Here is a 21197-nt window from a genome sequence, read left to right as displayed (position 1 = left end):
CTTACCTTCTATATCTTTATAAATAGTTGCTTTTTGTACAGCCCCCATACAATCAGATAATTGAATCCGATAAACAGAAGGGCGTAAATCAGAGAGGCCAGATGAGCATCGGGAAGAACGCTCCAAATAGAAGTGTAAATCTTCTCCTGCAAGCTACTCTCCCCAACTGTAATTACCTCCAGCAAAGTAGCTAACACACCGGCCACTATATAAATAAACAATGGATTCGTACCAAAAACATGGAAAGGATATCCCCATTTCTGCTTTTTACGAATATCAATCAGCCAGGTGAGAAACACAAGCAACAAGGAAGCAAAACCACAAGTCACCAGCACAAAAGTCGGACTCCATACTTTCTTATTCAACGGACAGCCGTAACTCAACAACCATCCTGCAAACAAAAGAGCAATACCCAGTATGGAGATCTGCAACAGCCGGTGATGGATTTCAGTCTTCTCCCGCAAAATATTTCCGCAGAAATAACCGATAATCACTTGCGCAATGCACGGCAAGGTACTCAACAGGCCTTCCGGGTCGAAAAAGATACGCCCGCCATCCGGCAACCACTCCCGATACAAATGGGCTTCTCCGAATAGTGTGCGATCTGTAACGGCAATAATATTCTGTTCGGAAAGTTCAAATCCGTGTCCCAAAGCCAGCAAGGTGGAATAACCTGCCAGAATGATCCCGGAGATCCATGCCAGATTTGCCGGACGCCGGACACCCACAATCAGCAAGGAACCAAAGAAATAAGCCAATGCCAACCGCTGCAACACTCCCAGAATACGTATGTGCGAGAAAGGTTGTTCTACTCCTGTGCACACCAACGAGAACCAGGAAAGAAAAAGTCCCAACAAAAACAAGATCAACGTGCGCCGTACCAGTTTGATGATAAAACCGCGACTGAAATGATGATCGAACCGGGATAAGGCAAAACTCATGGAAACGCCCATTATAAACATGAAGAACGGGAAGACCAAATCAGTCGGAGTCAGTCCGTTCCATTCGGCATGTCGCAAGGGTGCGTAAATGGATTCCCATGTTCCGGGGTTGTTCACCAAAATCATTCCGACAATGGTGATTCCCCGGAGTATATCTAATGAAAGTAAACGTTCTGATTTCATATTGTTCTTAGTGTACCAGGATTAAAGAAATCCCGGTTTGGTGAAATAGAATCCATTCGCATTCAACCATTTAACATGCCATTTCAGGCGATTGGTAAAATCAATCCAGTTACGGCTACTTCCCCACGCCAACTCCGAAAATGCTTGAAGAGAGGGAAACACGTGCTGGCCAAACTTCCGTTCATTAGGAATCATCTCCGTCCATACACAAGCCTGGAAGCCTAACACATTTTGCTTCACGATGCCGGGAAACTGGGGTTCGAACTCGAAGTTATACAAAGAGCTTAATCCTTCGTCTGAAGGCGTTGCACTCAAATAGAAACGGGACCATTCCATGAATATAATCGGATAACCTTTCTGGGTAATCTTTCCCGGCTGATCGGGCAGCCAGTCACGCCAATAAGTATAAATCAAATCCTGTGGCTCTTTTTCAAGAAAAGCATCGTCCCATCCCATCACTTTCTTGCCTTTACCCTTCACATAGTTCGTCATAATCTTCACAAAACGGTTTTGCAGTTCATCCACTTTCTGATAACCTTCCTGCTGCATCAATCGCTGACAAACTTCACACTGTTCCCAGTTATCTTTCTCCACTTCATCTGCTCCGATATGGAAATATTCCGAAGGGAAAATCTCGACCATCTCATCAATGATGGACTGCACGAACTGATAGTTCTCCGGGCGCGAGGGACAGATAGGATAAGAGAATTCTTCTCCCCATCCGGCTTCTCCCGTGCACGACAACTCGGGATAGACTTTGATAGCCGCCGAGAAATGACCTGGCATGTCAATTTCGGGTACAATATCGATCCCTCTTTCCAACGCATAACTTACCAAACCTTTCATCTCTTCCTGCGTATAATGACCGCCATATTGAGAACCGTTTCTCACGAAACGGGGATCTATCTCATAGTTATAATCCTGTTGGGAAAGTTCTACGCATCTCTTGTCATATTCGTCAAAGTCGCGCCAGCTGCCTTCCTGCGTCAGCAACGGATATTTTTTCACTTCAATGCGCCAACCCTGATCGTCCGTCAGATGCAAGTGAAGCTTGTTTATCTTGTAGAAAGACAAACAGTCTATCACCTTTTTCAGATAATCAACCGTAAACATGTGGCGGACTACATCGATATGAAATCCGCGCCAATCATATTTGGGAGCATCTTTTATATCGACCATCGGAAGATATTTAGCACTTCCGGAAGTGAAGAAATTTGCTTGTTCGAGCGCTTGTCTCAATGTCTGGATTCCCCAGAGAAGTCCGGTTTCCGTTGAATAATAAACGCAGGCTCCCTCTTTGGTAACGGTGAGCCGGTAAGCCTCTTTTGCCAAATCCGATTCCTGTTTCACACGGATAAAGGCACGATCGTTGGAGGCATCACTGACGGAAAGAGAAAGTTTCTCTTCCAGGGTGGATTTCAACAGTTGCGACGTGGAAGCCGGAATGTTCTGGCTGACAGTCACATTCTGCGGAAGAGAGACAACCGATTCTTTATAATCGACTCTTTCCGGCAAAGGCATCACCGACAGGCGGGTGGGCACTCGCTCCGGGTAGTTCGCGTTATCATTATCATTGCACGACAACGATGTGATCGCACCTATTCCCAACAAGAATAATATTCCGGTTCTTTTTATCTTATCATAGTTCATAACTTATCTACTTTTGTGGATTAATCTACTTTGAGAGTGCTTGTTACACTCTCTTTATTTAAATAAAACAGTTTCGCTTTCACAACGGAAGCATCACAGGCTACGGGAGCTTTCCAAAGTTCCGAACGAAGGGTCGGTTCCGTGCCATCGGTCGTATAGCGTATTTCACCTCCCCGGATAGGGGTACTGGCATGGAGTTGCCCTTCTTTGATGCAAAGTCCGGGATGAGGTAAACGGAAATTGATACTTCGGGACGCCCAGTGAGGCATTTCTTTCTCACTCACTTTGGAGTAGAACAGGCCCAGTTCTTTATTGAAAGCCTGACGTTCTTTCTCTCCTGTTAAAGTGCTCCAGGCGGGAAAAGCGTTCCAACCGCGTTCCACCAATCCGAGGATTTTGGGGAAGGTGTAATATTCCACCCATTCAAAATCACGGATGGTTTCAGCAAATAATTGTGCCTGCACTCCCTGGATATGTTCCTTTCCGGAAGCGGTCAAAGTCGTTTTTCCCTTTCCTGCGATGTCCGGATCGACCGGATTGCCTGCCATATCGGTACGCGAAGAACGATAAATGCTATATGGAAGCATGGAGAAACCTTTGGACTCGTCGACATATCCCGCCCACGAGAGACCTCTTTCGTAGGGATGAGCGTCATAGGCCAAATCCAGATAGAAATTGTTCACGTTGCAGAGAATCACCGGATATCCTTTGTTAGCTATCTGGTAAGGTATTTCATCCGCTTCCCATTCAGGAACCGTATTCCAGCAATACACTCCTGCTGCAAGTTGGTTCAAATGCCGATCGGTTGTTTCCGGATGCCCCAACGCTACTTCCTGCCAGCCGCTGAATTGCAAATGATGTTGTTGCAGATAGTCTGCCATCTTCGTAATATAGTATTCAGACAGTTCGTAGGCACTTGTCATCCCGTTTTCATCCATAAACGTCCGGCAGACAGGAGAACCCATCCAGACTCCTTCGGGAACTTCATCGCCACCTAAATGAATCGTAGTCAAAGGTACCTCCGCTTCCTCATACATGGCTATCAACTCACGAATCACTTTTTCCATAAACCGGTATGTAGAAGGCAATGCTACATTCATGACATTATCCGTATAAGACTGCGCGGAAACATAACGGGAAGTGTCCTGTGCGTCACTTAATAAATATTCGTTGGCCTTTTCAGGGGCAGTATTCACATACTTATGATAGCGCGCTTTCATGGACACGATTGCCGCACGGGCATGTCCCGGAGACTCAATCTCCGGAATCACACGCACATGTCTTTGAGCTGCATAACGCAATAAATCGATAAATTCTTCACGGGTGTAATATCCGTTGCCGGAGGTAGCTGCAGACGGATCATAGTTGCCATCGTAGCCCGGATATAAACATTCCAGTTCATCCGTGGTATGTCCCCGGCGTGCGCCAACCGAGGTCAATTCTTCCAAGCCGGGAATCTCCAGACGCCAGCCTTCATCATCCGAAAAATGGAAATGCAGTACGTTCAGTTTATAAGAAGATATTACATCTACCAGCTTTTTCAGATGTTCAACAGTCGTAAAGTTCCTGGCAATATCGAGCATTTGCCCGCGATACGGCAAATCGGGATAATCGCGGATGGAGAGAGCTCCCAAACGGAACGGCTTTTCCTGACCTTTCAACAGGGAGAGCAAGGTTTGCGTCCCATTGAAAATGCCATGTGAAGTGGAAGCTGAAATATTTATCAGCCCGTTTCCCGTATCAATCCGATAATATTCGCCGTTCACTGCTGTTTCCCGTTCCGGCAAATAATCCAGATGAACTGTTACCGGTGCTTCGGATACAACTTCCAGGCCATGGATGGTTGCCAGCTTTTCTTTCAGTAATTCAGCTTCGTTGGCAAAATCGGGATGGAAAGTCAATTTTACTTTATTTTCTATAGCAAAACCCTCTTTGCCGGTAGCCGGCACCGCTTCTTTCACTGACGGAAAAATATCAGTTTGCTGCAACTGGGCTGTAGTCTCCAACGCCAAATTCGAAGCATATATCTTATCAGGTGCGGGATACCAGTCTTCTGTCTCCATTCCTTTCAGCGGCTGTATGGTCAGTCCGACAGGCAAGGGAATACCTTGCTTACTGCCTGACTGACTCACCCAGTAAGTGCCTTCGGGAGCATGTGACATTTTTTTCAATCCGTTGGTACAACAGAATTTGACGGTCAACGAATCTCCCGGAGCCAGTGGTTGAAAATTTTCTGCCGGATACATCCGGAAGAAGTTCGCATTCACCACTTCCACTTTGACCGGAGCAGACTCTTCCTGCAGAATCTCACGAGGCAGCTGCGAATAATAGATGATCCAATCCTTTTCTAAAGGAACATCTGAGATGTTCTTCAGGACAAATGAATTCTCATAGTAACCGGGCTGTACTTCCACAGCTCCCATCTTCCAAGTCAATGACACGGGGGCTTTCGCCCCGTCAGTCGATTTACAACCGGAAATGACCAGCAGGAGGCACAGACTTCCCCATATTATATATAGCATATTTCTCATAGGCTTTCCTGTTTTTCTATATATCATTCTTTTAGGTATTAATCACTCAATCGTTCGATGTGCAAAGTTTCTTTGCCTACTCCCTGCGAGGCGTCGAAAGTCAGACGATAATAGCCGGGAACGAAACCGTCGCCACTCGTTATTCCATTGGAACCAGATAGTTCAATTCCATCCGTATCGCCGGACAATGAACCCTCTTGCAGTAGCATGCCTTTATCTTTATTCCATTGCAAATCGCTGTAAATTTCAATTTCGAAGGATTCCCATTCATGAGTGTTACTCAAATACACGGTGGTCTGGTATTTCTGTTCACCGATTGGCACAATATATCCTAACTGTGATATGTCTTCCAAATTCCAGCCTCCACTATTATATGCTTCATTCCAGACGGGTGCGCATGTAAATCCGTGTCCTACCAGCCAGAAGCAAGTGGGAGCCGTATCACCCATCCGTGCCACCCAGATATAATTATACTTAGAAGAATAATAGATCTCCCAGGTTCCTGATTTGCGCAAGAAGGTAAACTTGCCATTATCCGGATTATAGCTAAAGAAGTCGCGATTGTAAGCGTGTTCCACATCTTCAAATCCACTCATTTCGAACTCTTCCCCCTGCGTAAAGCTAATCTGTGCACGGAAAAATCCCTCACTGGCTATCAACTCGGTTTCTTTAATTTTCAGGTTCTTTTGGTAGCCGACTACTCCCAGTTCAAAAGTCATCACATTGAAAGTGATTTGTTCGACAAACCAATCCCGGTAATCAAAAGCAAAGCTAGGGCCCGACGCTTCAATAAGAACTGCCGTATTGCTTGCTTCGGCAGCTCCCCAAATCAGTTTTGCATCATCCAATGATGCTGTGGTTGAGATCTTTCCGGATAGCTCCATCGGATAACCCTCTTCCGAATCGGAAACTTCCGTAAGGTACAGGTAAGGATTGTCCTCACTCCGGGTCATTTCTACCACCTCACCGTTATAGTGAAGATAAAGCACTTCGGGAATCTGCGGACGGGTGATATGGAAATCAAATGTTTGAGTGACTTCACTACCTTCCACATTAATGGCTGTCAGAATCACCTTCGCTTCCTGATTCTCTTCAAGTCCGGCTTCAAACGGGATATAAATCCCTTTTTCAACAATCGAAACATCAGTGCCTTTCGTACGGATCGACTGCGAACTGACCAAAGTTTCACCTGTCATCAATTTCACTTCCAGCGTAGACAAAGGAGTCTGCGGATCGTGAATCTTCACAGAAAAATAAAGAGAATCGGCAGCAGGTGTCTGATCGGTAGTTGAGAATTGCAGTTCCGATATTTCGGGACACGAATATGGATACGTCACCCGGCCATCTTCTTCGCTGCATGAAGCCAGCCAACAAACAGTCAGCCCCAGCAGCCATAAAAACAGATTATTGTGTTTCATCATTTTTTCTTTTAAAGTTTTACGTTCCTCTTTTCATTAATAGCCTTCATTTTGAGTCAGATTGGTGTTCTTATCTTTCTCTCCTTGAGGAATCGGCCACAACTGCCGAAAAGCCTGCAAACCTGCAAACAGCAATCTGCCGTCTTTGTCTTTATGCTTCTGCATCACTTCCAGCAAACGATTATTGCGTACCAGGTCGAACCAGCGTTGACCTTCCATATACAACTCTAATTGGCGTTCGTTCTCTACCGCCAGGCGTCCTCTGGCCTGCCCCATATTTTCATCTAAAGAAGAAGGAGCAAAACCGGCACGTTCTCTAATACTATTTACAATCCGGATGGCTTCCGGGGTGCGGTCCAACTCTACCAGTGCTTCGGCTTTCAACAGCAGTATATCTGCCAACCGCATCAAAATGATATTGGAAGTCTTCTCGCGAATCTTATAAGACAACGGGTAACTGTCTGCCGGCCAATAGGTATCATAAGGCACTGATTTCCAAAGAATACTGGATGCATAACGGGTATCTTTCTCTTTGTCAAATTTAGCAACCAGATCATGAGTAGGTGTACAATAACGTCGCCAGGTTACTGATCCGTCATCTTCTTTCAGCAATACCCAGTAAGCCCAGTTGGGTGCATCGGAGGTGTAATAGACTTCGAAGATGCTTTCTGAAGAAAATTTCTTGTCGGGTTGCCACAACTCGTCAAAATTGCTGACCAGCGTATAGCCTTCTGCTATTACTTTGTCACAAGCCTCAACCACTTTGGTATAGTCGCGTGTTGATTTCTCCCCTCTCGTTGCTAACACTTTGGCACGTAAGGCATAGGCTGCTCCCTTAGTTGCCTGGAAAATTCCTTTATTCTTGCTTACCAGGTAACGAATGGTATTTTCTTCATTCAGGTCGTCCAGGATCTGGTCATATATTTTATCTGTGGCAGAACGTTCCGGATACATCACCGGATACCATTTATCGAGGTTTTCGGCTGTAATGGTCGGAATCAAATCCAGCACCATCGGGGCATCACCCCATAAACGGACAATATCAAAATACGCCCATGCCCGCAAGAACTTGGCTTCTGCAATAACACGATTACGTTCTTCTGCTACGGTAGAAGTAGGATCCATCATCTTCGTATTTTCAATTACACTGGTTGCAGTGCCCGCCATCGAATAATACTGTGACCAGACCAGTTCTACTTTATAATTGGTAGAGGTCAGTTTCAACAAATCAAACTCCTGTTCGGCCACACCATCTCCGCCGATATAACAATTATCGGACTGCACATCTCCAATAGTATAATTTTCCGACTGGAATATATCTGCTTTAAAACTCTCATACACACCCTGCAACTCGGCCTGTGCATCTGCCAGACTTCCATATTTAGACTCCTGATCTTCCGTTCCGGTACCTTCCTGCATAAAATCCGATTGCGGTTTCTCATCTAGGAAACTACTGCATGAAACGACTAATGTACAGAGTACGACATACACTAAATTTATTATGTTTTTCATTTTTGCAGCTATTAAAATTCAACATTCAAACCAAAAATTACCGCCCTCGATTGAGGATAAGTACCATAGTCCACCCCTTGAGCAACGGAGTCTCCGCCAAAAGCATTTACTTCAGGATCGTATCCTTTGTATTTTGTCAGTGTGAAGAGATTCTGTCCGGTGACGTAAGCCTGCAATCTGGACAGATGTATCTTATTCAACCATTTCTTAGGAAAATTATAGGATAAAGTGACTGTTTTCAGGCGCAGATAAGATCCATCTTCTACAAAACGGGAGGAGTTATGATTATTCTCTGTATTACCAACGCGGGGGACATTGGTAATCATACCCGGTCGTTTCCAACGATCCAACACACGAACCGACTGGTTTCTAAAGTCTGTCATGCCTTCCATATCAATACGCGATGCATTAAAAATCTTATTGCCCTGACTTCCCTGCAAGAATACAGACAGGTCGAAACCGGCATACGAAAATGTATTCGTCATACCGTAAATGAACTTGGGCTGGGCATTTCCCAAAGTAGTGCGATCTTCCGGATCGATAAAACCGTTACCATTCAAGTCACGATAGATAATATCTCCGGTTTCCGGATCAACGCCTTCTGATATGTAACCAAAGAATGTGCCTAACGGAAGACCTTCTTTCAGGATGACGGCTTTCTCCTTGGATTCGTACATTTCAGCATAATAATAGACTTTATTCAAACCGAGCTTCGTCAGCTTATTCCGGTTGAAAGATATATTGAAATCGGTATTCCACTGAAAGTTACCTTTAAAATTCTGGGAAGAGAGAGTGAACTCCATACCTTTATTCACCATCTCACCGTCGTTTCTTGTCACACTGCTCGGCACCACATTCTCCGGCAGGCTGACTGTCAATAGTAAATCGGTGGTCTTTTTGTAGTAAGCATCAACCGAGAAGGATAAGCGGGAATCAAACATAGTCAGGTCAAGTCCCAGATTCCATTGGCTTGTTTTTTCCCAGGTCAGTTCTTTATTGGCTGCCGAGCCGGGTTTAATGGCAAGTCCCGGATATAAGTTTCCCTCCGAAACGGGCAGTTTACTGACGCTCATGGAAGCCATGTAAGCGTAGTTTCCAAAACCGCCTTGGTTACCATTCATACCCCATCCGGCACGTAATTTCAGGTCGGTAACAATGTCTTGTAAAGGTTGCATGAACTTTTCGCCTGAAATTCTCCAACCTGCAGAAACAGAAGGGAAAGTACCCCAACGATGTCCCGGGGCAAAACGAGAAGAACCGTCTGCACGGAAGTTAACTGTCAGCAAATAACGGCTGTCGTAATTGTAGGCTACACGACCCAGAAAAGAGGCCAGCGTCCATGCGGAAGCAGAAGAACCGCAAGCATCCTTATCCAGTTGATTGGCGGCACTGATGGAATGAATATCGGGATAAGACTCTGCCAGGTCGAAACCTGCCATCCACGAACCGTTATATTGTGCACGCTGCTGGGTAGCCCCTCCCAAAATAGAAAGGTTATGTTTGTTGAATGAACAATCATAGGTCAGCAAATTTTCAAAAAGCCATTCGAAGTTTCGTGAGAAACTCTCTTCCACACGCCCTTTTGTACCCCGTCCGTCCGAAGTTGAAATCGGGTCCAGATAGTAGTCCCAATGTTCATTGGTCAGTTCAATGCCAAAAGTGGTTTTAAACTTCAGTCCTTTGAGTATGTCAACCGTGAAGCCGAGTGAGCCATTTATATGGTCTGTATTCGTGTTACTGTCTGCGGCATTGGCAGCCAGCGGATTCAGAATACGTGCACCGTAAGCCTGTTCATCATATTCGTTCGGATCATACGGATTCCGCTTCTGCATAAACGGAGGAGTATTCACAACGGATAAGATGGAACCGGCACGCAAAGAACTACGGCTTTCGTTCACCCATTGTCCGCCTGTATGCGAATATGCAAAATTGAGTGCCATCTTTAGCCATTTGGTCTGCTCACTATCCAGGTTTGCACGGAAATTATACCGATTGAAATGTGCTTTCTCCACGATACCCTGTTCGTCGGAATAACCCCCGGAAACAAAATATTGCAGTTTCTCGGTTCCATTTGCCACAGACAACTGATAGTTCTGATTGACACCCGTACCGAAGAATAAATCAGTCCAGTCCACATAGCGCGTTTCACTTTCGGGGATATTGGGGGCAACATCCGAAACTGCTTTCAAGTCTTTCATCAAGTCTTTATATTGTTCTGTATTCAACGCATCTATTTTTTTCCCTAATTTAGAGAAACCCACATAAGCACTCATTTTCACTTGTGGTGCACCGATCTTTCCTCTTTTAGTCGTAATCAACACTACTCCGTTTGCCGCACGTGCTCCGTAAATAGCTGCCGATGAGGCATCTTTCAGAATTTGCATGCTTTCAATATCATTCGGACTGATATTCGAAATGTCATCCGACGGCAAACCGTCCACCACATACAACGGTTCATTGGATGCCTGTACCGAAGTGGCTCCTCTCACCCGGATTGTCACTCCGGAACCCGGCATACCCGACGGCTGCACAACCTGAATACCGGCTGCCTTTCCCTGAATAGCCTGTGCAGCTGTCATAATCGGACGTTCTTCAATATCTGCCGTGGAAACGACAGATACCGCAGTCGTAATATCTTTCCGTTTCATAAACCCGTATCCCACTACGACTACCTCTTCCAGTACCTGCGAATCTTCGCTCAATGACACATTGTATATGTTCTGCTTATTGACCGTATGAGATTGGGAAACATAACCGATATAGGAGAAACTGATTTTTGCCCCCACAGGAGCTTCCAAAGAGAAACGACCGTCTATATCGGTAGCGGTTCCAATATTCTCTCCCTCCACTCTCACTGTGACACCAATCAAGGGTTCTCCCCTCCGGTCGGCCACAACACCGGTGATTGTTTTCTTATCGCCTTTCTGGGGGGCGTTCTGTTCACTTTTCAGAGTAAGCACCACTTGCTTACCCGATTCTATTTTATAACTAATAGATGATCCTTTGAAAACTTTTTCTAAAACCGCATCAATACTTTCATTACTCACTGTCAATGAAATTTTTTGATCTAATCCGGGAAGCTTATCCGTATAAAAAAAGCTGTAATCAGCCTTCTTTTCAATCACTCGTATCGTCTGGCGTATCGTCTGATTCTTCACAGAGAAAGTGATCTGCGCACTTGCCTCTTGAGACACAAACAACAAGATACAACTGAACATAACAAGCCTGAATATGATATGTAATTGTTTTCTCATTAGTAATTAGCTTTAAATTCTTTAAAATATAAGTCTGAAAATTAGACTTTTTATTATCTTTGTAAAATCGTGAAGCAAAAAGGATTCCCTTTCCCTTATCCGCATAAGGAAAATTTCTTTTTTACTATCATGTATAAACCGTATTTGATTTCGGGGTAGAATTATGCTGCTACATAATTCTACCCTCTTTATTTTATTATGAGGTGTCTTCCATAAATCGTCCTTTTTAGTTAATACTACTTCCTATTCTCACCGTATCTCCTTCTAACTCATAGGTTAAAGGATAAGTAAGGCTTATAATGTAAAATACATTATGCAAGCTGCTGTTCCGGATGGTTCCGGAAAATGGCACGTTCTTCAGTTTCTCGGAGTCAAACACGACTTTCACTCCGTACATCCGCTCCAGCGTAGTCGCGATCTCCGCTAAAGAGGATGAATTAAAAATCAACATATTGTTCCGCCAAAAGTCGATTTCACGCATATCCGAGATGGGCGATTTAGTAAATGTCTGCTTGTTCTTATGGTATTCTACCTTCTCCCCGGGTTTCAACAAGGTTACGTCCGTTTTATTAGAAACCTTGACGCTTCCTTCTGCCAGCAGTGTTGTGACAGAATGATCGTCACAATAGCCTTTCACATCAAAGGTGGTTCCCAACGCTTCTATCTCCAGATCATTGCAGCAGACGATAAAACGTTTATCTTTGTTTTTCGCCACTTCGAAATAGGCTTCTCCGTCCAAATAGATTTTCCGGTCGGATTTGTTGTACTCCGCATCATAAGAAAGATGAGTAGCCGAATTTAACCAGACTTTCGTTCCATCGGGCAAAGTCAGATTCGCTTTCTGTCCATAATCGACAGCCACCATGAAAGGGTCCTGTGACACCTTATTCATGTGTTCTACCCCAAAGTAAGTGGCCAGTCCCAAACAAACCGGTAATAAGATAGTGGCTGCCACCTTATATATAATAGGTTGCCAGCGCCGTTTCTTCGGAGATAGTATCTTGGGCTCATCCAGATTCCTCTGCAGATGGTTCCACATTTCTTCTTCCACTGTCTTATCGATTTCGACGGCTGCTTCTTTCCACATTTGCTCGCAAAGCAGATTAAACTCATTACGAATTCCGGGTTTACGAATCCATTCAATAAGTATCCTTCTTTCTTCAGAAGAGGCCTCCTTTTTGAAGAATTTTTCCAATAGTACTATGTAATCGTGTTGCTCCATAATTTTCCTGTTCTATTTATACTAGTCTTGAGAGACAGAAAAGGACTACAGAGAAATCGAAATAGTTCAGATATTAACTTTTATTAAAACTTCTATATTAGATATCATGTAAGAAGAGAGAGACTGAAAAGGCAATTATTCCCAGTTTGTCACGCAAGAAATCCAAAGAACGGTGTACCTGTGTGGCAACAGTCTTTTCCGAGATATTCAACTGGTCGGCTATCTCACGATAGTTCAACCCTGATTTCCAATAAAGCATAAAAACTTCCCGGCGCGCTGGAGGCAGTTCTTCTAAAAGTTTCAGGATATATTCTTCCAAAAACAAATAATCCAGTTCTTCATCTATCTCTACGGATTCGTCAGATGACTCATTCGCAAGCCTGTCTACATAATTTTGAAGCAGGAGTTCGCGTCTTACATAATGATATACCATGTTTTGGGATATTTTAAAAAGATAGCCGTCAAAATTCCCTTCCAGATCGATATTAAGCCGCTTCTCCCAGATATGGAGAAAAATATCTTGTGTGATATCTTTCGCCACCCCGGCATTGCTCACCATAGAAAGGACAAAATTATAAATGCGAGCATTGTATCCACGATACAATGCCTCAAAAGCATTTTTATTTCCTTCTTTCAATAATTGAAGTTGCTGGGTGGTAATCATTATAAAATAAGGTTAAATCATATATCGATTCAAAAATAGCGAAATAACTAAAGCCGACAACCAAAGCACTTGTTAAAATTTCAATAAATCAATATCATAGCATTTAAAAGGGAATAGAATACAAAAACACATCCTTGACATATCATATCATAAATTCAGCCATTTTGCTATAAAATTAATAGAAATTATTAATCAACAGCTACAATTTCGAACTTTTATTCCTACATTTGCGGTCAAATGATAACTTATTAACAAATTTCATAAATACCATGGCTAAAATAACGAAAGAAGCCGCTTTGCTCTATCATTCACAGGGCAAACCCGGTAAGATTGAGGTAGTGCCTACCAAACCTTACAGTACACAAACCGACTTATCACTCGCATATTCTCCCGGTGTAGCAGAACCTTGTCTCGAAATTGAGAAGAATCCGCAAGATGCGTATAAATATACGGCTAAAGGTAATCTGGTAGCCGTTATTTCCAACGGTACAGCCGTACTCGGACTGGGTGATATAGGTGCATTGAGCGGTAAACCTGTAATGGAAGGTAAAGGTCTGCTTTTCAAAATTTACGCGGGCATCGACGTTTTCGACATCGAAGTGGATGAAAAAGATCCAGAGAAATTTATTGCTGCAGTAAAGGCTATTGCTCCTACTTTCGGAGGTATCAACCTGGAAGACATCAAAGCTCCCGAATGTTTTGAAATCGAACGTCGCCTGAAAGAAGAACTGGATATACCTGTCATGCACGACGATCAGCACGGTACTGCTATTATCTCCAGTGCCGGTTTGGTGAATGCCCTGCAAGTGGCCGGAAAGAAAATCGAAGATGTAAAAATCGTTGTGAACGGTGCAGGTGCATCTGCCGTATCTTGTACTAAATTGTATGTGTCACTGGGTGCACGTCTCGAAAACATCGTCATGCTGGATAGTAAAGGCGTTATCAGCAAGGCGCGCACGGATCTGAACGAACAGAAAAGATTTTTTGCAACCGACCGCACGGATATTCACACGCTGGAAGAAGCAATCAAAGGTGCAGATGTATTCCTCGGCCTGTCGAAAGGAAATGTGTTAAGCCAGGATATGGTGCGCAGCATGGCTCCGATGCCGATTGTGTTCGCATTGGCTAACCCGACACCAGAAATCTCTTACGAAGATGCCATGGCAGCACGTCCTGACGTACTGATGGCTACCGGACGTTCTGACTATCCGAACCAGATTAATAATGTAATCGGTTTCCCGTATATCTTCCGCGGTGCTTTGGATACTCACGCTAAAGCTATCAACGAAGAGATGAAGATTGCAGCCGTACACGCTATCGCTAATCTGGCAAAACAGCCGGTACCCGATGTAGTTAATGCGGCATACCACGTGAACAACCTCTCTTTCGGCGCGGAATACTTTATCCCGAAACCGGTAGATCCACGCCTCATCACCGAAGTTTCCTGCGCAGTGGCAAAAGCTGCTATGGAAAGCGGAGTGGCTCGCACTGAAATCAAAGACTGGGATGCTTACTGTGTTCACCTGCGCGAATTGATGGGTTATGAGTCCAAACTGACCCGCCAACTGTATGATACAGCCCGCCGTTCACCGCAACGTGTCGTATTTGCCGAAGGTATCCATCCGAATATGCTGAAAGCTGCCGTTGAAGCGAAAGCCGAAGGTATCTGTCATCCTATCTTATTAGGAAATGACGAGGCTATCGGAAAACTGGCAGAAGAAATGGATCTCAGCCTGGAAGGTATTGAAATCGTCAATCTCCGTCACCCGGACGAATCGGAACGCCGCGAACGTTACTCACGCATTCTTGCAGAAAAACGTGCACGCGAAGGCTTTACTTATGAAGAAGCCAACGATAAAATGTTCGAACGCAACTACTTCGGTATGATGATGGTGGAAACAGGAGATGCGGATGCTTTCATCACCGGACTTTATACAAGATATAGCAATACGATCAAAGTGGCCAAAGAAGTAATCGGTATCCAACCGGGCTTCAAACACTTCGGAACAATGCATATCCTGAACTCCAAGAAAGGTACTTACTTCCTGGCAGACACACTGATTAACCGCCACCCGGATACGGAAACATTGATTGACATCGCTAAATTGTCTGATAAAACAGTTCGCTTCTTCAATCACACGCCGGTTATCTCAATGTTGTCATACTCCAACTTCGGTGCTGATACTGCAGGTAGCCCTGTGAAAGTGCACGAAGCTGTTGCCCACATGCAGGAAGAATATCCGGAACTGGCTATTGACGGTGAAATGCAGGTAAACTTTGCCATGAACCGCGAATTGCGTGATACCAAATATCCGTTTACCCGCCTGAAAGGAAAAGATGTAAATACATTGATTTTCCCGAACTTGAGTTCAGCAAACGCCGGTTACAAACTGTTGCAGGCAATGGACCCGGATACGGAATTCATCGGCCCTATCCAGATGGGATTGAACAAACCTATTCATTTCACCGATTTCGAAAGCTCTGTCCGCGACATTGTCAATATCACAGCTGTAGCCGTGATCGACGCCATCGTTGACAAAAAGAAAAGAGGAGGTAAATGAAACGTCCGTTATCCAAATCACAAATAGTTTGCATCAGCCTGCTTTGGTTGGCGCTTTGCTATCTAGTTCTGACAAAAGCCGAACGAATTGACGGGATGATGGCGGTAATGCTTGGCATTTCGGCAGCATTAGTGTTTATTCCTGTCTATAAGTCGATCAAAAAGAACAAATAAATATCTTTTTTCCTATTTTTAATGCGATAAAATATCAAATTTGATGTTTTATCGCATTTTTCTTTATAAAATGTTTGCTAGTTCAATTTTTATCTTTACTTTTGCAACCGAAAATAAAATATCCGATGTACCCATACGCAGATGTGCAAATCTGCTATATAGCACAAAAGCACATAGTCAAACGGTATATTAGCAAATTGTCAAATTAGCACTTTATTTATATCAACCAATTAAAGAAAAAAAAGATTATGAATGCAGCAAAGGTATTAGACGATCTGAAAAGAAGATTTCCCAATGAACCGGAGTATCATCAAGCAGTAGAAGAAGTACTTTCTACTATTGAAGAAGAATACAACAAACATCCGGAGTTTGATAAAGTAAACTTGATCGAACGTTTGTGTATTCCTGATAGAGTATATCAGTTCCGCGTGACTTGGATGGATGATAAAGGTAATATTCAGACCAATATGGGTTACCGTGTTCAGCACAACAACGCGATCGGTCCTTACAAAGGCGGTATCCGTTTCCACGCATCTGTAAACCTTTCTATCTTGAAGTTCCTTGCCTTTGAACAAACATTCAAAAACTCACTGACTACTCTGCCAATGGGTGGTGGTAAAGGTGGTTCTGACTTCTCTCCTCGTGGAAAGTCAAATGCTGAAGTAATGCGCTTCGTACAGGCATTCATGCTGGAACTGTGGCGTCACATCGGTCCTGAAACTGACGTTCCTGCAGGTGACATCGGTGTTGGTGGCCGCGAAGTAGGTTTCATGTTCGGTATGTATAAAAAACTGGCTCACGAATTTACCGGAACATTCACAGGTAAAGGCCGCGAATTCGGTGGTTCACTGATTCGTCCGGAAGCTACAGGTTACGGTAACATCTACTTCCTGATGGAAATGTTGAAGAGAAAAGGAACTGACTTGAAAGGTAAAGTTTGTCTGGTTTCTGGTTCTGGTAACGTTGCTCAATATACAATCGAAAAAGTAATCGAACTGGGTGGTAAAGTAGTTACTTGCTCTGACTCTGACGGTTATATCTACGATCCGGACGGTATCGACCGCGAAAAACTGGATTATATCATGGAACTGAAGAATCTGTACCGTGGCCGTATCCGTGAATACGCAGAAAAATATGGTTGCAAATATGTAGAAGGAGCTAAACCTTGGGGTGAAAAATGTGATATCGCTCTTCCTTCTGCTACTCAAAATGAATTGAACGGTGACCACGCTCGTCAGTTGGTAGCAAACGGTTGTATCGCTGTATCTGAAGGTGCTAACATGCCTTCTACTCCGGAAGCCATCAAAGTATTCCAGGATGCAAAAATCCTTTATGCTCCGGGTAAAGCTGCTAACGCTGGTGGTGTATCAGTATCAGGTCTTGAAATGACTCAAAACTCTATCAAATTAAGCTGGAGCGCTGAAGAAGTAGACGAAAAGCTGAAAAGCATCATGAAGAATATCCACGAAGCTTGCGTTCAGTATGGTACAGAGGCTGACGGATACGTAAACTATGTGAAGGGTGCTAACGTAGCCGGATTCATGAAGGTTGCTAAAGCAATGATGGCACAAGGTATCGTATAATCAGCAAAAGATATATAAGCTATAGTTTATTTAAAAGCTCCCGTCTTCCGTGAAGGAAGTGCGGGAGTTTTTTTATGCAATAAAAAGATGTACGACACCCAGGTGTCAGCACAATAATCTTTGTAGAAAAATAAATAGCAGACAATACACACAATTCATAGTTATTCTCTATCTTTAGATAGAAATTATCTGTTTGACAAGCGAGCAAAAGAAGCCTATCTTTGTTATATATTATAAACCCCGGATGAAAGAATAAAAGGAAACAGTCTGCTTATACTTGTATCCGACTAAAAAATCTATTTATGGAAAAGAAAAAACTTACTGCAGCGAACGGTCGTCCTATCGCTGACAATCAAAACTCGCAAACCGCAGGTCAACGCGGACCTGTAATGTTACAAGATCCCTGGCTTATAGAGAAACTTGCCCATTTTGATCGTGAAGTAATTCCTGAAAGACGTATGCACGCTAAAGGTTCGGGAGCTTACGGTACGTTTACTGTCACCCATGACATTACAAAGTACACCCGTGCTGCTATTTTCAGTAAAGTCGGAAAACAAACAGAATGTTTTGTCCGTTTCTCCACCGTAGCCGGAGAACGTGGAGCTGCTGATGCAGAACGTGACATCCGTGGTTTTGCTATGAAATTCTATACGGAAGAAGGTAACTGGGATTTGGTGGGTAACAACACTCCTGTATTCTTCTTACGTGATCCGCTTAAATTTCCGGATCTGAATCATGCCATCAAACGAGATCCGAAAACAAATATGCGTAGCCCGAACAGTAACTGGGACTTCTGGACGCTTTTACCAGAAGCATTACATCAGGTTACTATCACTATGAGTCCGCGTGGTATTCCTTATTCATATCGCCACATGCACGGATTCGGCAGTCATACTTATAGTTTTATCAATGCAGAAAATCAACGTATTTGGGTTAAATTCCATCTGCGTACCTTGCAGGGTATCAAGAATCTGACAGACCAGGAAGCAGAAGCAATAGTTGCTAAAGATCGCGAATCTCATCAACGTGATCTCTTCGAGAGCATCGAAAAGGGCGATTATCCGAAATGGTTATTCCAGATTCAGTTAATGACGGAGGAAGAAGCGGACAACTATCGTATCAACCCGTTTGACCTGACTAAAGTATGGCCGCACAAAGATTTCCCTCTACAAGATGTTGGTGTCCTTGAACTGAACCGCAACCCGGAAAATTATTTTGCTGAAGTGGAACAAGCTGCTTTCAACCCGATGAATATTGTAGACGGTATCGGTCTGTCTCCCGACAAAATGTTACAAGGTCGTTTATTCTCTTATGGCGACGCACAACGTTATCGTCTAGGGGTGAATGCAGAACAAATTCCGGTCAACAAACCTCGTTGTCCTTTCCACGCCTATCATCGTGACGGTGCTATGCGCGTAGACGGTAACTACGGTGCTACTAAAGGGTATGAACCGAACAGTTACGGCGAATGGCAGGATTCTCCTACTATGAAAGAACCGCCTCTTAAAGTTACCGGTGAAGTTTACAACTACAATGAACGGGAATATGATGACGACTATTATAGCCAACCGGGTGACTTATTCCGACTGATGCCAGCTGAAGAACAACAATTATTGTTCGAAAATACAGCTCGCGCCATGGGAGACTCCGAATTGTTTATCAAACAACGTCATGTGCGCAACTGCTACAAAGCCGATCCTGCATATGGAACAGGAGTTGCCAAAGCGCTGGGTATTGACTTACAAGAGGCTTTGAAAGAATAATCTGCTATCACTTTCCTCTACAGGTACTCCTTCTTCCCAAAGAAAGAGTACCTGTTTTCTTATACCCCATAAGGTATAATTCATAAATCTACAACTAAATTTATACCCTAAAGGGTGTAAAATAGAAAATTTACATTATCTTTGTACCCAAAAGGGTATAATATGAACGATAAATCATTATCAGAATACGTCAAGCAAATGCGTAAAGAACATAACTTGACCCAAGTAGAGCTGTCCGAAAAATCAGGAGTCGGGTTACGTTTTGTACGCGAACTCGAACAGGGGAAACAGACTTTGCGTCTTGATAAAGTAAATCAAGTGCTTAGTCTCTTTGGAACGGAAGTGGGTGTTGTACCAATAAGTAAATTCAACAAGCTATGAGACAAGCACTCATATACAACCAAGACCAGTTGGCAGGATTGCTTACAGAAGATGAAAATGGCTATACCTTTCAATATGATACAGCCTACATTAAATCCAGCGATGCGGAATCTATCAGCCTCACACTGCCAATCTCGGAAAAGCCATATACAAGTCTAATATTATTCCCATTCTTTGACGGTCTTATTCCTGAAGGCTGGCTTTTAGATATTGCTGAAAAAAGTTGGAAGATAAATCGACGTGACCGTATGTCACTACTGCTTGCCTGTTGCAAAGATTGTATCGGTGCAGTTAGTGTGATTCCCATCTTAAATAAAGAATAATGATGAGCAGATGCCTATATTGTTATCAGGAACTTGGCGAGGGAGAAACTGATTTTCACCCTCAATGCGGAAAGAAAATATTTGGGAGCAAAACAGTTCCTCTCCTACCTTATACAAAAGCGGATATTAAGCAACTTGCCGAACAAGTCATACGCTCACAAACCACACTTACAGGAGTGCAAGCAAAATTGTCTCTCGATATATCATCGTCCCCCAACCAACCGCAACGCTTTACTATCGTTGGTTTATGGGGACGTTATATTCTCAAACCGCAAACGGAACAATTTAAATACATGCCTGAAGTTGAGGATTTAACGATGCATCTTGCCGAATTGGCTAAAGTGAACGTTGTCCCTCATTCATTGATTCGTTTTGCCGATGGCGAATTGGCCTATATCACTAAACGCATAGATAGAACCGCAAAGGGTGAAAAGTTGCCAATGGAGGATATGTGCCAGCTCTCGGAACGCCTCACAGAGTATAAATATAAGGGTTCTTATGAAAAGATAGCAAAGATAATTATGCAATATTCCTCTGTGCCAAAACTTGACGTAATAAATTTCTGGGAACAAGTCGTTTTCTCATGGCTGACCGGAAATGCGGATATGCATCTGAAAAACTTTTCACTTTATAGTCAGCGTAAAGGCTATTATTCACTGACCCCGGGATATGACATGATCTCTACGGCACTCCTCATGCCGGAGGACACTGAAAAATTGGCTTTGACACTTTATGGAAAAAGACGCAAAATCAAGCGTTCTGATTTTGAAGTTGCCATGAATAGTTGCAGTTTAGAGAAAAAGATCATAGACAACCTATTTTCTAAATTTACCAAAGTTGCCGAAAAATGGTTAGAGTTCATAGATATTTCTTTCTTGCCCAAAGAAATGAAGCAACAGTACAAGTTGATTATAACAAGGAAGTTAGATTTATTATAAAAACAGTGCGGGGATTTAAAAAGGAATAATTCATTTATAACATTAATTTTAAAAAGGCGCTAATTTTATTGAATTACTTAAGTGATGAAGTACTGCATTT

General features: G+C 43.4%; 15 protein-coding genes. 7 read left to right on the top strand and 8 right to left on the bottom strand.

Going from position 1 to position 21197, the window contains the following annotated elements:
- Positions 1-8: 8 nt before the first annotated feature.
- The 8 genes from BSCG_RS11325 to BSCG_RS11360 all read right to left on the bottom strand — a co-directional run bounded on the left by BSCG_RS11325 (position 9) and on the right by BSCG_RS11360 (position 13375).
- Positions 9-1124, bottom strand: a complete 1116-nt coding sequence (locus BSCG_RS11325; RefSeq protein WP_004310095.1) for an acyltransferase family protein — start codon at positions 1122-1124, stop codon at positions 9-11.
- A gap of 21 nt (positions 1125-1145) precedes the next feature.
- Positions 1146-2774 carry a beta-N-acetylhexosaminidase gene (locus BSCG_RS11330; RefSeq protein ID WP_004296726.1) on the bottom strand — a complete coding sequence of 543 codons (1629 nt, stop codon included), beginning with the start codon at positions 2772-2774 and terminating at the stop codon, positions 1146-1148.
- A gap of 20 nt (positions 2775-2794) precedes the next feature.
- Positions 2795-5305, bottom strand: a complete 2511-nt coding sequence (locus BSCG_RS11335) for a family 20 glycosylhydrolase (RefSeq protein ID WP_032849569.1) — start codon at positions 5303-5305, stop codon at positions 2795-2797.
- 38 nt (positions 5306-5343) lie between these two features.
- Positions 5344-6726, bottom strand: a complete 1383-nt coding sequence (locus BSCG_RS11340; protein WP_008776328.1) for a DUF5016 domain-containing protein — start codon at positions 6724-6726, stop codon at positions 5344-5346.
- A gap of 33 nt (positions 6727-6759) precedes the next feature.
- Positions 6760-8235 (bottom strand): RagB/SusD family nutrient uptake outer membrane protein, encoded by a 1476-nt coding sequence (locus tag BSCG_RS11345; protein ID WP_008776327.1) that lies wholly within the window; start codon positions 8233-8235, stop codon positions 6760-6762.
- A gap of 11 nt (positions 8236-8246) precedes the next feature.
- A complete protein-coding gene (locus BSCG_RS11350; RefSeq protein WP_032849568.1) occupies positions 8247-11489 on the bottom strand; it encodes a TonB-dependent receptor in 3243 nt (1080 codons plus the stop codon).
- A 226-nt stretch (positions 11490-11715) separates the two neighbouring features.
- Positions 11716-12711 (bottom strand): FecR family protein, encoded by a 996-nt coding sequence (locus BSCG_RS11355; RefSeq protein ID WP_008776325.1) that lies wholly within the window; start codon positions 12709-12711, stop codon positions 11716-11718.
- Between the two features lie 97 nt (positions 12712-12808).
- Complete coding sequence (locus tag BSCG_RS11360; RefSeq protein ID WP_004297676.1) at positions 12809-13375, bottom strand: RNA polymerase sigma factor; 567 nt, start codon at positions 13373-13375, stop codon at positions 12809-12811.
- 269 nt (positions 13376-13644) lie between these two features.
- Between BSCG_RS11360 and BSCG_RS11365 the strand changes: the two genes are divergently transcribed.
- The 7 genes from BSCG_RS11365 to BSCG_RS11390 all read left to right on the top strand — a co-directional run bounded on the left by BSCG_RS11365 (position 13645) and on the right by BSCG_RS11390 (position 21097).
- A complete protein-coding gene (locus BSCG_RS11365) occupies positions 13645-15936 on the top strand; it encodes an NADP-dependent malic enzyme (protein WP_004306858.1) in 2292 nt (763 codons plus the stop codon).
- Positions 15933-16109, top strand: a complete 177-nt coding sequence (locus tag BSCG_RS29440) for a hypothetical protein (protein ID WP_008776324.1) — start codon at positions 15933-15935, stop codon at positions 16107-16109. Before BSCG_RS11365 ends, BSCG_RS29440 begins: the two co-directional genes overlap by 4 nt.
- Before the next feature lie 248 nt (positions 16110-16357).
- Positions 16358-17692 carry an NADP-specific glutamate dehydrogenase gene (locus BSCG_RS11370; protein WP_004297671.1) on the top strand — a complete coding sequence of 445 codons (1335 nt, stop codon included), beginning with the start codon at positions 16358-16360 and terminating at the stop codon, positions 17690-17692.
- A gap of 302 nt (positions 17693-17994) precedes the next feature.
- Positions 17995-19455, top strand: a complete 1461-nt coding sequence (locus BSCG_RS11375; RefSeq protein ID WP_004310080.1) for a catalase — start codon at positions 17995-17997, stop codon at positions 19453-19455.
- A 162-nt stretch (positions 19456-19617) separates the two neighbouring features.
- Positions 19618-19836, top strand: coding sequence for a helix-turn-helix transcriptional regulator (locus tag BSCG_RS11380; protein WP_004297664.1), 219 nt, complete (start codon positions 19618-19620; stop codon positions 19834-19836).
- Complete coding sequence (locus BSCG_RS11385) at positions 19833-20159, top strand: HipA N-terminal domain-containing protein (RefSeq protein WP_004297663.1); 327 nt, start codon at positions 19833-19835, stop codon at positions 20157-20159. Before BSCG_RS11380 ends, BSCG_RS11385 begins: the two co-directional genes overlap by 4 nt.
- Before the next feature lie 2 nt (positions 20160-20161).
- On the top strand, positions 20162-21097 hold the full coding sequence (locus BSCG_RS11390; RefSeq protein ID WP_008776321.1) for a HipA domain-containing protein: 936 nt from the start codon (positions 20162-20164) through the stop codon (positions 21095-21097).
- Positions 21098-21197 lie beyond the last annotated feature (100 nt).

The organism is Bacteroides sp. 2_2_4 (assembly GCF_000157055.1).
In the GTDB taxonomy this organism is placed as follows: Bacteria; Bacteroidota; Bacteroidia; order Bacteroidales; family Bacteroidaceae; genus Bacteroides; species Bacteroides ovatus.
Note: the sequence above shows the minus strand (reverse complement) of the source record. Positions and strands in the feature narration are given on the sequence as shown.